The sequence below is a fragment of the Lysinibacillus sp. IITD104 genome (genome assembly GCF_036698265.2).
Taxonomy (GTDB): Bacteria; Bacillota; Bacilli; order Bacillales_A; family Planococcaceae; genus Lysinibacillus; species Lysinibacillus boronitolerans.
Window position 1 is genome coordinate 4,051,311 of record NZ_JBAHYH020000001.1, and the last position, 14,582, is coordinate 4,065,892.

Below are 14,582 nucleotides of genomic sequence, written 5' to 3' on the forward strand. Positions count from 1 at the left end.
ATGACAAACATAACTGATGGCGATCTACTCTTAAAAAATATAACTGCACAAGCCCCCTTCCCCATTTGCTTTGCAGATTTAGAAAAGGCCGTAGCGGAAAAAATCGAAGCTGGACCTTTTGGCTACATCCGTTCAGGTGCTGGCGGTGAACAAACACGGCGCAATAATCGTGCAGCTTTTGAGAAGTATTCCATTGTTCCCCGATTTTTAAATGATGTGTCAAAAGTTGATACATCGGTTCATTTGTTTGGTAAAACATATCCAACTCCTTTGCTTTTTGCTCCTGTAGGCATGAACGGAATGGTTCACGATGAAGGTGAGCTTGCCGTTGCACGTGCCGCCCAGTTTTTAAATATTCCTTATATACAAAGCACCGTTTCTACTTTTGCTCTTGAAGAAGTTGCTCAAGCTGCGCCTTCTGCAACAAAATGGTTTCAATTATATTGGTCTACTAATGAAGAAATTGCTTTTAGTATGGCTACACGTGCAGAGGAAGCTGGATTTGAAGCGATCGTTTTAACTGTCGATACCGTAATGCTTGGCTGGCGTGAAGAAGATGTACGCAATCAATTTTCACCATTGAAGCTAGGCTATGCAAGAGGAAATTATATGAATGACCCCGTTTTTACAGCCACTTTACCTGATGATTCATTCGAGTCCTATGTACAAGGTGTCTTGCAAAATGTCTTCCACCCAACACTTAATTGGGCGCATGTTCGAGAGTTAAAAAAACGTACAAATCTTCCTATATTATTGAAGGGAATTTTACATCCTGAAGATGCAAAGCTAGCTATCGACAATGGTATTGATGGCATTATTGTATCAAACCATGGCGGCCGTCAATTAGATGGCGTGATTGGTTCACTTGATGCCCTTCCTGCTATTGCGAAAGTTGTGCATGGACAAATTCCTATTATATTAGATAGTGGTGTATATCGTGGCATGGATGCCTTAAAAGCACTTGCTTTAGGAGCGGATGCCGTTGCAATTGGGCGTCCTTTCGTCTATGGGCTAGCCCTTGAAGGACAACAAGGCGTCGAAAAGGTGATGACCAATCTTTATGATGAATTAAAGGTTTCCATCGCATTAGCAGGCGCCACCTCTGTCAAGGGATTACGTAACATCACATTAGTCAAACAGGATGGGACTGAGGTTAAATGAAACAAGCATTACAAGGATTAAAGGTTGTCGATTTATCACAAGTCTTAGCGGGTCCTTATTGCACGATGGTGTTAGCAGATATGGGTGCAGAAGTTATCAAAATTGAAAAATATCCAAATGGAGACGATACCCGTACAATGGGTCCATTCGTTAATGAAGAAAGTCATATGTATATGATGGTTAATCGTAATAAAAAAGGTGTCTGCATCAATTTAAAAACTACTGAGGGACTGGCTTTATTTAAAGAATTGATTCAATCTGTTGATGTACTTGTGGAAAATTATCGACCAGGTGTCACGAAAAAGCTTGGGATTGATTATGACACATTAAAAGCCATCAATCCGGGCCTAATTTACTGCTCTATTTCCGGTTATGGTCAAACAGGTCCTTATAGTCAAAAGGGTGGCTATGACATTATGGCTCAGGGTCTGAGTGGCTTAATGCATATGACAGGTGAAGCAGATGGCCGACCTGTAAAAGTTGGCTTTGCGGTGAATGATATTGCCGCTGCACAAACAGCCTTACAATCCATTTTAATGGCCTATATCTATAAGCTTCGTAGTGGTGAAGGTCAATATATTGATGTGTCCTTAGTGGAGTCAGGTCTTGCGTGGACTGTTTGGGAAGCCGCTGCTTACTTCGGACAAGGTGAGTTACCTGAGCGAACAGGAACCGCCCATCGTGTGTCAGCGCCCTATCAAGGTTTCAAAACACAGGATGACTATATTCTAGTAGGTGCTGGCAATCAAAAGCTATGGGAGATTTTTGCTGTAAAGGTTGTCAATCGACCTGATTGGTTAGACAATCCTCTCTTTGCTACCAACTATTCACGTGCCCAACATGTGAAGGAGCTGGAAGCAGAAATTGAAAGCGAGCTAATCAAGCATAAGGCTATCTACTGGCTCGAACTATTGGATAAGCACGGTGTACCATCTAGTCCAATCTATTCTTATGATCAAACATTAAATGACCCTCATATACTAGAGCGTGGCATGGTACTGTCCTATGAGCACCCTACTGCTGGACCAATGAGAACATTGGGCTTCCCAGCTAAGTTTTCACAAACACCTGGACAGCTAACAAATGCAGCCCCTACTTTAGGGCAACATAATGAAGAAATTTTACAGGCATTAAATATTTCTGATCAAGCTATTCAACAGCTCAAGGCAGCCAAAATAATTGGGTCAAAATAAAGTGATTGTCTATTTTTAGATCGCTACCAATTAGATTTAAGCTTCTATCGGTCACTTTTTTGATTCTATCCTACACTTTTTCATTTCTATCATGCAAAAAGGCTTCCCCATTAATGAGGAAGCCTTTTTCTTATTGAATAACGCCTAATTCACGACCAACCTTCTCGTAAATCGCAATTGCATCATCAAGCATTTCTTTTGTATGTGCCGCTGTTGGCATATTCCGAACGCGTCCTGTACCTTTTGGAACTGTTGGGAAGACAATCGATTTTGCATAAACGCCTTCTTCAAATAAACGTTTTGAAAATTCCTGTGTCAACTTTTCATCCCCAATGATACATGGTGTAATTGGTGTCTCAGACGCGCCAATATTAAAGCCAAGCTTCTCAAGCCCCGCTTTTAAATAGTTGCCATTATCCCACAGCTTATCGTGTAGCTCTGTTGAATCAATCAGCATTTGCACGGCTGCTGTAATAGCGGCTACATCACCTGGTGGTAATGCTGTTGAGAATAGGAATGGGCGTGAGCGAACTTTTAGCCAATCAATTAAATTTTTCTTACCTGCTACATAGCCACCTACTACACCAATGGCTTTTGATAATGTACCAATTTGGAAATCAATTTCTTTTTCTAATCCAAAATGCTTCACAGTTCCTTTTCCTTTACCTGTTACACCTGAACCATGTGCATCATCCACATACGTAATCAAATCAAACTCTTTCGCAATTTCCACAATTTCAGGTAATTTAGCAATATCACCATCCATTGAGAAGACACCATCTGTGATAACCATGATTTTATTGTATAAACCTGATTCCTTTGCTGCCTTTGCCTTTGCACGTAAATCCTCCATATCAGAGTGATTAAACGCGATGATTTTTGCCTTTGATAAGCGACATCCATCAATAATAGAGGCATGGTTTAATTGATCAGATAGAATGGCATCATTTTTATCCATTACAGCCGAAATAGCTGCCATATTACAATTAAATCCAGATTGATAAGAAATAGCCGCTTCTGTTCCTTTAAATTCAGCAAGCTTTTCTTCTAATTTTACGTGCAAGTCAAGTGTCCCGTTGATTGTACGAACAGCACCTGCTCCAACACCGTATTTATCAATTGTCTCTTTGGCAATACGCTTTAATTCTTCATTTGTTGCTAAACCAAGATAGTTGTTAGAGGATAAGTTAACAAGATTTTTTCCACGGACCTGAATAATCGGGCCATTTGCTCCCTCTACTGGATCGATTTCATTGTATAAGCCTTGTTCATGTAGGGCTTGTAGGTTTTCATCTAAAAATGCATTCAATACTTTTGACAAGCGTATCATCCTTTCCTAGGAAAACTGTTCTCGCTCCTAGTTTAGCACATGCAAGCCATTAGCTACATTACTTTGTTAATCTTTCGAATAGTGGCGCTGTTTTTTCACGCCATAAAGAAGCGGATAGACAATTATCTAATAGGCGACGGACGGTATATTCTGCTTCTGCATATCGTTTGGAATGGCCCATCGCATCCTGTATAGCTTCTTTGTATTGCGCTCGCACTGCTTCAATCGCAGTTTCTGCTTCCTCTGAAAGCGCACAATGTTGCCCAATATCAAATATCTTATCCCCTAATCTACCATCCTCTGGATAAAAGATATGTGGCTCTGTACTATCAAAGATACAGAAATTTAGCTCTGGGATAATGACCATATCCACAGATCCCGCATCTAAGCCACACCAAACAATTTGTGCATCAAGCCCTCTTGCATTTGCCTCATCCGCTAAACTTTTCATTAATGAAGATTTACCTGTACCTGGCTTGCCTTTAATCATGAAGCGAGTCGTGATACTCTTGGTGATACTTTCCACTGTATTTTCCGCACCTCTAGGAGTTAACGTTCCAAGTAAACGATGTGTTCGGTTACCTGATTTATTCAAAACAATGGATTGAAACACTTCATTCTTTAAATTTTCTACCTGTTCATTTAATGCCTGCCAGTTCATACAACTTTGTGTGACAACCTCCCAGTCATCATGTAGCTTGATTGCTTGATCCAGTTTTGCTATGCATTTTTCACGCCAAGTTGCACGCTCCTGCATCGCCTCAGCAAGTTGTTCTCCAACCTTTTTAAGCTGTATATCCTCTAAGCAGTCATAGAAAGACATGACACGATGCTTTGTACCGAGTAAAGTTGGCTCGATATTCCACTCAGATGCCCATACAAAAAGTCTGTTACAGCCTTTTACATAAACGGCCTCAACAACTTCCTCTAATAAAGCATGCTTAAACCACTCGACGGCAAAGCCCTGTTTCACATAGAAGTATCCTAGTTCTTTTAACAGTTCTGAACCTTTAAATGTGGCAGGCCCTTGCAAAAAATAAACAAGCGCCGCTTCTTCCATCATTTCTTTATATAAATGCTTCACACCTTGACCAGTCAATGCGTGTCCAAAATAATACGTTACATTTCCGTTCAAATGTCGTTCCTCCTTTAGCTTCCGCCCTGCATTATATGAAGGAACACCAAAAAAGATGAAAAGCCACTTCTATCTATGACAGATAAAAGTAGCTTCATGAATTAATAGAAAGGCTTCATGCCCTCCATATTTCCAATACATTTCATTAATATTTTACGACAATACGGTAATGAATATTGCACAATATAGCCTGAGGTTAAGGCGATCAATACCGTCCCCACTCCAACTGGCCCTCCTAGAAGCCAGCCAACAATTGTTACAAGTACTTCAATTCCCATTCTTGCTGTCTTAATAGATCCACCAAATTTTTCAACAAGTATCATCATTAAGGTATCCCTTGGTCCTGCGCCCATATTCGGTGCAATATACATCCCACAGCCAAAGCTCAAAACAAATAAACCAATAATAAAATATGTAATTTGTAAGCCATATACATCCGTTGAGGGCAACAGCCAGTTAAATACATCAATGAACGAGCCGATTAGCAGCATATTGAGCCAAGTACCTATCTTTGGCCATTGACGTAATACAATGGATGTTGAAGCAACTATAAAGAGTCCTGTTACAATAGACCATGTGCCGATACTTAACCCAAAATTTTGAAAGAGACCTACATGTAAAACATCCCATGGGCTTGTGCCAACGATTTTCCCCTTTATCGACATCGTGATTCCAAGTGACATCACAATTAAGCCACCAATAAAAAAGGTCCAACGCCACCCCATTATTCTACGCATTCCTTATCCTTCTCTCTATGAATAATATTGCTATTGCTATTACTTTATCATACTTTCAACCAAAATTAAGCTATTGTGCTTGATCTAAACCTTTCATCTTAACACATAAAAAAACTACCCATTCTCTCACTCATGGGTAGCTGTAATTGAGGCAAGTTGTGCCTTTGTTATAGTTTTCAGATCATCTACTTGAACATGAATTTGCATACCAATTTTCCCAGCGCTAACAATTATACTACCTTGTTCTTGAGCAGATGCATCAATGACCGTTGGATATAACTTCTTCATTCCTACTGGTGAACATCCACCACGAACATAACCAGTATGGCTAAGTAGATCTTTTACCGCTAACATTTCGATTTTCTTTTCCCCAACCACCTTTGCCGCTGCTTTTAAGTCCAGCTCCTCAGCTACTGGAATAACAAATACAAATAGCTTTTGTGCACTTGCTTTTGCTACTAATGTTTTAAATACCCGAGCAACAGGCTGTCCTATTTTCTCAGCTACAGAAACACCATCAACTTGACCGTCCCCTGTTTCATATTCCATCACATCAAAATGCATTTTTTGTTGTTCTAATAAACGAATCGCATTCGTTTTCGCATGCTTTGCCTTTGCCATGTCAACAATCTCCTATCTACAGCATCAGGCTATCAAAGAGAACATAGAATCCTTGTCTGGACGATAGCCATTTTTCGTCATTTGAACGTGAGCCGCATATCTTTCCGATGCCTGTTTGAATGCTCTTAACTTGAATGCAGTCTCATAATTCTTACCGAAAATTGTATCTGCAAATGGGTCCAATTTCAATTCCTTCGCGTAACGTTCAGGAACCTTCACTTCGATGATGTCACGTACAAAAGATGGTTCGCTTTCATTTGTGGAAACCTCGTCACCATTTGAATTATTTAACATATGCTGTATGTGAGCATCAACGCTTTGCGCCACACGTAAATCTTGAGGAGAAGGCTCTGCTGATGACAATGCTGCATTACGTACCTGCTCTAAAATGGGCAGTAGTGTGTCACCTAGTTCTGAATCGGATATATGCGAGGAATCAGCGTTATCATTCATTCCTACCTTATAGGTTTGCTCATGGGCCCGTACATTCTTTTCTGTTTGCTGTAAATCCTCCATAATGGCTTGCTGCCGAGGAGTTACTTCTTTTGACTCTTCTTGCTGTTGCTCATATAAATCTTGGTCAGTACGCCCTAACAGTAAATTTTCAAGTTCAATCAATAATGGGTTTTTCTTTGGCTGAAAATACATCGCATTTTTTCTATAGGCATCTCCTGCCTCTTTACGCTGCAGTATTTTTTTACGATTATGCTGGGATGAAATTCTTTCTTGTTCCATTAAATTTGTTATTTTCATAGTTTTCACCTCGCCCTTTTATCTTCATATGCTAATAAGTTAACAGATATGAACTTTCTTTCTCACACTCTATCTATACCATTTGAATAGTTTCTGTACACTCATTATCGGAATTTTCACTATTAAATTCAAGCACTAATTACTACTAACCTCCTAAAGAGATACTAATCATTTTCAAAAATAGGTATAAAGAACCTCATCCGACTAATACTTTTCATATTCATTTATTAGCTCTCTACTATTTTCAATAAAATTTATTACATATACACTAAACAAATAGTGTTAATCAACATAAAAAAAACAGTCCTCACATTCTGGACTGCTTTTCTCATTTTTTGGGTTTAATCAATATACCTTTATAAGCTAAGTAACCAAGCCATGCCCCCATTGTATTTAAAATTAAATCATCAATATCCGCAGAGCCAACGGTAAAAATAAATTGAACGGTTTCGACAGCAAGACTAGCAAAAAAGCCCAAACAAATAATAATCCATGCTTTTCGGAATTTCTTCGATAGTAATGGCAGTAAAAAGCCCATTGGAGTAAAAATTAACAAGTTGCCAAGTAAGTTAACGATTATAATTTCCCAATTAAAATATTGAGAGTAGTTTATATAACGGAGAATCGTTTCGAAGGGAATAAAATTTGTAGTTAAACGCCAACTACTATAATCAAACAATCCTAAGTCACCTATAGAGTAATCTCCTTTAAATAAAATGACGACTACATCTACTAGGCGATCAATAACCAATTTATAAAAAGCCATAAATGAATAGATACTAAATAAAATCCAACCTGCTACCTTTAGCGGCAAATAATATGTATCAATGACATCCCGATATGGTAATGGGAGCTTGGCATTATTCTGAACATCCGCTATGTTGTTTTTAGACAAGCTTAACACCCACTTCCCTTTATTCCTTCCCATATTTTAATATGCTCAACTATTGCTTGCAAGTAGCTGAAAAAAATTATCATCCAAAAAGGCTGTCTCTTATCAGCAGAGACAGCCTTGCAATAAGTATGTTTAAACCGGGTTTACCCCATGCTTACGTTGTGAGAATAATAAGTATTTTGACATATAAAGTTCTAAGCGATTTTCTAGTACCTGGCGTAGCTCATTAGGCTCAATCACATCATCAATGATAAGCTCTGAAGCTAAGCGATACACATCAATTTCCTCTTGATATTCTTTACGTTTCTCGGCAATGAAGCTTGCTTGCTCTTCTTTTGGAAGTTCTGCAATTTTATTGGCATAGACGGCGTTGACAGCAGCTTCTGGTCCCATTACGGCAATTTGTGCATTTGATAAGGCAATACAGCAGTCTGGTTCAAACGCAGGACCAGCCATTGCATATAATCCTGCACCATACGCTTTACGCACAATGACCGTTAGCTTAGGAACAGTTGCCTCACTCATGGCAAAAATCATTTTAGCACCATGACGGATAATTCCTGCTTTTTCAACCTGAGTACCAATCATAAATCCTGGAACGTCTGCTAGGAATAACAGCGGGATATTGAAAGCATCACAAAGTGAAATAAACTTCGCCGCTTTATCAGCAGAATCATGGAATAGCACGCCTCCCTTGACGCGAGGTTGGTTAGCGATGATCCCAACTGATTGTCCATTAATTCGCGCAAGCCCTGTAATTAATTCTGGTGCAAATAATTTCTTAACCTCACAAAACGAATCTTCATCGATAATACGATCAATTAGCTTATACATATCAAATGGAACATTTTGGTTTTGAGGTATTAATTCTTCAATAGATTTATCAAATGAAGCCGGCGGTTTGGGTGTCTCTACCTTGCTACGCTCTGCATAGTTATTAGGGAAGTATCCTAAATATTTGCGCGCATAAGTAATAGCCTCTTGTTCGGATTTAACAAGCACATCTCCACAACCTGAAACAGAACAGTGCATTTTTGCGCCACCCATTGTTTCTAAATCTACTTTCTCACCGATAACCATTTCGGCCATACGAGGAGAACCTAAATACATAGAAGCATTCCCTTCTACCATTACCACGATATCGCAAAATGCAGGAATATAGGCACCACCTGCAGCCGAAGGACCAAATAATAAGCAAATTTGCGGAACTTTTCCTGACAGTTTGACTTGATTGTAGAAAATGCGTCCTGCACCTCGGCGTCCCGGGAACATTTCAAGCTGATCTGTAATACGCGCACCCGCAGAATCCACTAAATAGAGTAATGGACAATTCAACTTTTCAGCGGTTTCTTGAATGCGAATCATTTTTTCAACCGTGCGTTTTCCCCAAGAACCTGCTTTAATCGTTGAATCGTTCGCTAGCACACAAACTGTACGACCATGGATTTTACCAATACCAGTGACAACACCATCTGCTGGTAAATCTCCTGCTAAACAGTTCGCATAGAGCCCATCCTCTGATTGAAGACCATCATCAAGTAACAGTTCAAGACGCTCACGTACAAATAGCTTGCCTTGTTGTGCATTTTTGTCATGATATTTTGGTAATCCACCTGCTAAAATTTTATCTTTCATTGTAGGTGGTGTATTTTCTGTCGAGATATTGCTCATGTTAATTTCCTCCCTTTGCCCAATCGATTACACCAAAATGATTTCTTGGCGTTTTATTTCCCTGAATATTGTGGCGCTCGCTTCTCTTGGAAGGCAAGTAAGCCCTCTAATCGGTCTTCTGTTGGGATCAGTGCACTATATGCAAGTGATTCAATTTTTAATCCGGTAGCTAAATCTACCTCAACACCTTGATTGATCGCAACTTTGGCTTGCACTAAAGAGAGTGGTGCATTTTTTGCCATTTCCAGTGCAAGCTGTTGTGCTTTATTTAATACCTCATGTCCTTCATAAACATACTCGATAATGCCATAATTTTTAGCTTCTTCGGCATTCAGCCTACGCGCTGTATAAATTAATTCCTTTGCTTTACCAAGACCAATTAGACGTGGAAGTCGTTGTGTTCCCCCAGCTCCTGGAATAATACCGAGCGATGTTTCGGTTAAGCCCAGCTTTACATGTGTAGCCGCAATTCGTAAATCACAAGCTAGTGCCAACTCCAAGCCTCCGCCAAAGGCTACGCCATTTAGGACAGCAATGACAGGCTGTGCAAGCGTTTCAACTTTTGCCACAGTGGCACCAATCAGCTGCACAATCTGCTTCACTTGTCGATCAGACATGCCTTTACGTTCCTTTAAATCAGCACCTGCACAAAATGCCTTTTCGCCTGCACCTGTTAGAAGGACTACGCGCACTGCTGGATCTCCATTGATTTGATCAAGCGTGTCAGATAGCTCATGAAGTAATTGAACCGACATAGCGTTAGCAGCTTCTGGTCTTGAAAGAGTAATAAGTCCAATACTACCTTCTAGTAATTCAAAACGAACGAGTTGTGTCATAGTTGATTTGCACTCCTTTCATTGCGGACAATAGCCATTTGCTTTGATGCAACAGCTTTGCCTAACTTCTCTTCAATAAAGAGTGCTGCCTCTAGCACCTTTTGTCGATCTACCCCTGTTTCAATGCCCATCTCATCGAATAAATACAATAAATCTTCTGTGGCTACATTGCCTGAGGCACCTTTTGCATATGGGCAGCCCCCTAGCCCACCAAGCGCGCTATCAAACTTGGTAATACCCATTTCTATGGATTTCATAATATTGGCTAGTGCTGTACCACGTGTATCATGAAAGTGCATGGCAAATTTCTCAGCAGGATACCTTTTTAGTACTTCTTCTAAAAGAAACTCAACCTGTGTCGGTACACCCACACCAATTGTGTCGCCAAGCGATATTTCAGTCACACCCATCTCCAATAACTTTTCCGTTACTCGTAATACCTTGTCAGGGTGTATATACCCCTCATAGGGACAACCAATAACCGTTGAGATATAGCCTCGAACATGTTTCTTTGCAGCCTTAGCTCCTACTACAACTTCTTCTAATATGGGAAATGTATCTGCTATGGTTTTATTAATATTACTTTGGTTATGACTTTCACTAGCAGACATAAAAATACTTACTTCATCTACTTCAGCCTGCAATGCACGTTCTAAGCCACGCATATTGGGTACAAGTGCCGCATAGGTAATATCCTTATGTCTTTTAATGGCTTGCAGAACCTCGACTGCATCTGCTAATTGAGGAATCCATTTAGGATGCACAAACGATGTCACTTCAATATAATTTAATCCTGTTTGACTTAATAAATTAACTAATTGCACTTTATCAGCTGTTGTAATATGCGTTTTTTCATTTTGTAAGCCATCACGTGGACCAACTTCTTTGATTATGACTTGCTTAGGTAGCTGCATAAACAAGCCTCCTCTTACTCAATTTCTAAAATATCATCATCAACGTTAATGAAGTCGCCCTCATTGGCAATGATTTTTGTCACTACGCCATCCTCTTCTGCTGCAATTGGAATTTCCATTTTCATCGATTCTAAAATGGCTACATCTTGACCTGCTGCCACTTTCTCCCCCTCTGTTACGACGATTTTCCATACTGTTCCTGCCATGCTTGCTTTTACTGTTGCCATATTCATTCACTCCTAATTTTTTAATCATGTATTCGTCCCTCTATGGAAGCACGAATACATGAAAATTGTTATTTTGTTTCTGCTAATTGCGGTAAATAATATTGCTCAACAAATTTTGTCGTCGTATAGCCTTTTAAAAATTGCTCATGTGTGACGGTTTTTAACAGCATTGGGATATTCGTTTGAATCCCCTCCACTTTGTACGCCTTTAGCGCTTGTGCTAATCTTTCACAGGCAATTTCTCTTGTTTCCCCCCACACCACCAATTTACTAATCATTGGATCATAGAATGGTGTTACCACTGAACCTGATTCAACACCACATTCATGTCGAACGCCTTCACCTGTCGGTAATTCAAGGGTCGTAATGGTACCTGGAGACGGGAAAAATGTCGAAGGATTTTCAGCATATATGCGCACTTCAATCGCATGCCCTTCTTTAGTAAGACTTTCTCTTGTAAATGCAAGAGGTTGTTTTGCCGCAATTTTCAATTGCTCTTCAACCAAATCAAGCTTCGTAATTTCCTCTGTTACGGGATGCTCTACCTGTAGTCTTGTATTCATTTCTAAGAAATAAAAGTTTTGATTTTCATCAACCAAGTATTCGATTGTTCCAGCATTGACATAACCAATATGCTTCGCCGCCTTAACTGACGCTTCTAGCATTTTTTCTCTTGTCTCTTGTGAGATAAACGGTGATGGTGCTTCTTCTACTACTTTTTGATTTCTTCGTTGAATAGAGCATTCTCGTTCAAATAATGGAACGACATTGCCTTGATGATCAGCAATAATTTGCACTTCAACATGGTGAGGGTTAGCAATGAAGCGCTCCATATACATCGTGCCATCACCAAAGAATGATTGTGCACGCTTTTGATTGCCCTCAAAAGCTTTGGCTAGTTCCTCAGCATTTTCAACTAGCTGCATACCGATACCGCCACCGCCTGCCGATGCCTTTAACATAATCGGATAGCCTAAACGCTCCGCTATGTCAGTGGCTTCTTCTACATCCTTCACAGGCGCTTCTACACCCTCTACAATCGGTACACCAGCAGCTTTCATTGTCTTACGAGCCTCTAATTTACTGCCCATTGAAGCGATCACATCAGCACTTGGACCGATAAACACTAAACCTGCCTCTGTACACCGTTTTGCAAAATTTGCATTCTCTGATAGTAAACCATAGCCAGGATGAACAGCCTCTGCGCCACTTTCTAGTGCAATTTCTAGAATGCGGTCGATGTTTAAATAGCTTTGTGCAACAGGTGGCTTCCCTACACAGAAAGCCTCATCTGCATCTTTCACATGTAAGCTTTCAGCATCTGCCTCTGAATAGATAGCAACCGTATGAATATTTAGGCGCTTGCATGTTCTGATCACACGTCTAGCAATTTCCCCACGATTTGCAATTAATACCTTGTTGAACATATCCACTGCCCCTCCTTACTTTACGGTCATAACGAAATCTTCTCGTAATTTATATTTTTGAACTTTTCCAGATGCAGTCATTGGATAGTTATCAATAAAGAAAATATGTCGTGGAATTTTATGTCTTGAAATTTTATCCCGACAATAATCTCGGATTTCTTCCGCTGTTGCCTGCTCTCCTTCTTTTAAAACAATCCAAGCCGCCGCTTCCTCCCCATAAACAGGGTCAGGAACACCTGCAACCTGAACATCTGAAATTTTCGGATGTGTATAAAGGAACTCCTCAATTTCACGAGGGTATAGGTTTTCACCCCCACGGATAATCATATCCTTCAAGCGACCTGTTACACGGACATAACCGGCTTCATCCATTGTTGCTAAATCACCTGTATGCAACCAACCATCCTCGTCAATCGCCAGATCTGTTTCCTCTTGGTTTTTATAGTAGCCCTTCATCACATGATAGCCCCTTGTACACAGCTCTCCCTGTTCATTCGTCGGAGCTTCTTCGGTAGTTCCAGGAACAACAATCTTTACTTCTAGGTTAGGTAATGCGCGGCCAACCGTCTCCACCTTTAACACTAACGGGTCATCCGTTCTTGTCTGCGTAATAACAGGTGATGATTCTGTTTGACCGTAGCATATTGTTATATCTTTCATGCCCATCTTCTCAATGACCGCTTTCATAACTTCAATTGGACAGTTTGATCCTGCCATGACTCCTGTACGTAAAGTTGAAAGATCGAAAGATGCAAAATTCGATAAATTCAGTTCACTAATGAACATTGTTGGCACGCCATGTAATGCAGTACATTTCTCTTGTTGAACGGTTTTTAGTACCTCTTCAGGTGAGAATTCCTGCACAGGTACCATCGTTCCACCACTCGTTGTAATAGCTAATGTTCCTATGACACAACCAAAGCAATGGAAGAATGGAACTGGGATACATAGACGATCCTCTGCCGTTAAACGCATACATTCTGCTATGTTAACAGCATTGTTGACTAAGTTAAAATGCGTTAGCATTACTCCCTTAGGAAAGCCTGTCGTACCAGATGTATATTGAATATTAATGACATCATCATAATGGAGAGATTGCTCTCTCTGATCTAACTGTTCCTCGGTTACTTGCTCGGCAGCAGTTAAAACGTCTGACCAATTAAGTACACCAGGGTATTTATTTTCACCGATTAAAATAACATTTTTTAATAAAGGTAGTCGCTTTGATTGCAAATTACCTGGTTCACAATGTTCAAGCTCTGGACATAACTCTTGCAGTGTATTGATAAAAGAATGGTCTCGATAATTTTCAATTAGAAAAATCGTTTTAGCATCAGATTGCTTCAATAAATACTCCAACTCACTCGCACGGTAATTCGTATTTACCGTTACAATTGGAGCACCCATCTTCCCTGTACCAAATTGAAGCTGTACCCACTCAGGAACATTCGTCGTCCATACTGCGATATGGTCTCCCTTTTCAATTCCAAGAGCCATTAAACCTCTCGCTACGTAACGTGCTTGACGGTTTAGCTGCTCATAAGTCATGCGTAAATTTCTGTCAGCATAGACCAATGCTTCATTCTGCGGGTACTTTTTTGATTGTTCATCTAGCAATTGACCAATTGTTTGATACACAAGTTCTGCCATGAAGATCCCCCTTATTTATGCTATTTAACTTA

Annotated in this window: 14 protein-coding genes; 2 read left to right on the top strand and 12 right to left on the bottom strand. The window is 40.0% G+C overall.

What is annotated here, in order from left to right; all coding sequences use genetic code 11:
• A complete protein-coding gene (locus V1L66_RS20430) occupies positions 1 to 1,161 on the top strand; it encodes an alpha-hydroxy acid oxidase (protein WP_333006199.1) in 1,161 nt (386 codons plus the stop codon).
• Positions 1,158 to 2,354 (top strand): CoA transferase, encoded by a 1,197-nt coding sequence (locus tag V1L66_RS20435; protein WP_312124018.1) that lies wholly within the window; start codon positions 1,158 to 1,160, stop codon positions 2,352 to 2,354. Before V1L66_RS20430 ends, V1L66_RS20435 begins: the two co-directional genes overlap by 4 nt.
• 130 nt (positions 2,355 to 2,484) lie before the next feature.
• On the opposite strand, the gene V1L66_RS20440 is transcribed toward V1L66_RS20435, so the two are convergent.
• The 12 genes from V1L66_RS20440 to V1L66_RS20495 all read right to left on the bottom strand — a co-directional run bounded on the left by V1L66_RS20440 (position 2,485) and on the right by V1L66_RS20495 (position 14,550).
• Positions 2,485 to 3,684, bottom strand: coding sequence for a glycine C-acetyltransferase (locus tag V1L66_RS20440; protein WP_016992223.1), 1,200 nt, complete (start codon positions 3,682 to 3,684; stop codon positions 2,485 to 2,487).
• A 58-nt stretch (positions 3,685 to 3,742) separates the two neighbouring features.
• The gene (locus V1L66_RS20445; RefSeq protein ID WP_016992222.1) at positions 3,743 to 4,819 is read right to left on the bottom strand and encodes a hypothetical protein; all 1,077 of its coding nucleotides are present in this window, start codon (positions 4,817 to 4,819) and stop codon (positions 3,743 to 3,745) included.
• A gap of 101 nt (positions 4,820 to 4,920) precedes the next feature.
• Positions 4,921 to 5,556 carry a YitT family protein gene (locus tag V1L66_RS20450; protein ID WP_016992221.1) on the bottom strand — a complete coding sequence of 212 codons (636 nt, stop codon included), beginning with the start codon at positions 5,554 to 5,556 and terminating at the stop codon, positions 4,921 to 4,923.
• Between the two features lie 126 nt (positions 5,557 to 5,682).
• A complete protein-coding gene (ybaK, locus tag V1L66_RS20455) occupies positions 5,683 to 6,177 on the bottom strand; it encodes a Cys-tRNA(Pro) deacylase (protein WP_036078139.1) in 495 nt (164 codons plus the stop codon).
• Positions 6,178 to 6,201: 24 nt separating this feature from the next.
• Positions 6,202 to 6,930 carry a hypothetical protein gene (locus V1L66_RS20460; protein ID WP_333006200.1) on the bottom strand — a complete coding sequence of 243 codons (729 nt, stop codon included), beginning with the start codon at positions 6,928 to 6,930 and terminating at the stop codon, positions 6,202 to 6,204.
• A gap of 328 nt (positions 6,931 to 7,258) precedes the next feature.
• Positions 7,259 to 7,825, bottom strand: coding sequence for a VanZ family protein (locus V1L66_RS20465; RefSeq protein ID WP_016992218.1), 567 nt, complete (start codon positions 7,823 to 7,825; stop codon positions 7,259 to 7,261).
• Between the two features lie 132 nt (positions 7,826 to 7,957).
• Positions 7,958 to 9,496, bottom strand: coding sequence for an acyl-CoA carboxylase subunit beta (locus tag V1L66_RS20470; protein WP_016992217.1), 1,539 nt, complete (start codon positions 9,494 to 9,496; stop codon positions 7,958 to 7,960).
• A 53-nt stretch (positions 9,497 to 9,549) separates the two neighbouring features.
• The gene (locus V1L66_RS20475) at positions 9,550 to 10,332 is read right to left on the bottom strand and encodes an enoyl-CoA hydratase (RefSeq protein ID WP_016992216.1); all 783 of its coding nucleotides are present in this window, start codon (positions 10,330 to 10,332) and stop codon (positions 9,550 to 9,552) included.
• Positions 10,329 to 11,246 (bottom strand): hydroxymethylglutaryl-CoA lyase, encoded by a 918-nt coding sequence (locus V1L66_RS20480; protein ID WP_312124015.1) that lies wholly within the window; start codon positions 11,244 to 11,246, stop codon positions 10,329 to 10,331. The genes V1L66_RS20475 and V1L66_RS20480 overlap by 4 nt, the downstream gene beginning before the upstream one ends.
• A 14-nt stretch (positions 11,247 to 11,260) precedes the next feature.
• A complete protein-coding gene (locus V1L66_RS20485; RefSeq protein WP_016992214.1) occupies positions 11,261 to 11,473 on the bottom strand; it encodes an acetyl-CoA carboxylase biotin carboxyl carrier protein subunit in 213 nt (70 codons plus the stop codon).
• Positions 11,474 to 11,541: 68 nt separating this feature from the next.
• Entirely contained in the window at positions 11,542 to 12,900 is a 1,359-nt protein-coding gene (locus tag V1L66_RS20490; RefSeq protein ID WP_016992213.1) for an acetyl/propionyl/methylcrotonyl-CoA carboxylase subunit alpha, read from the bottom strand.
• Positions 12,901 to 12,915: 15 nt separating this feature from the next.
• On the bottom strand, positions 12,916 to 14,550 hold the full coding sequence (locus tag V1L66_RS20495) for an AMP-binding protein (RefSeq protein WP_312124013.1): 1,635 nt from the start codon (positions 14,548 to 14,550) through the stop codon (positions 12,916 to 12,918).
• Between the last annotated feature and the right edge of the window lie 32 nt (positions 14,551 to 14,582).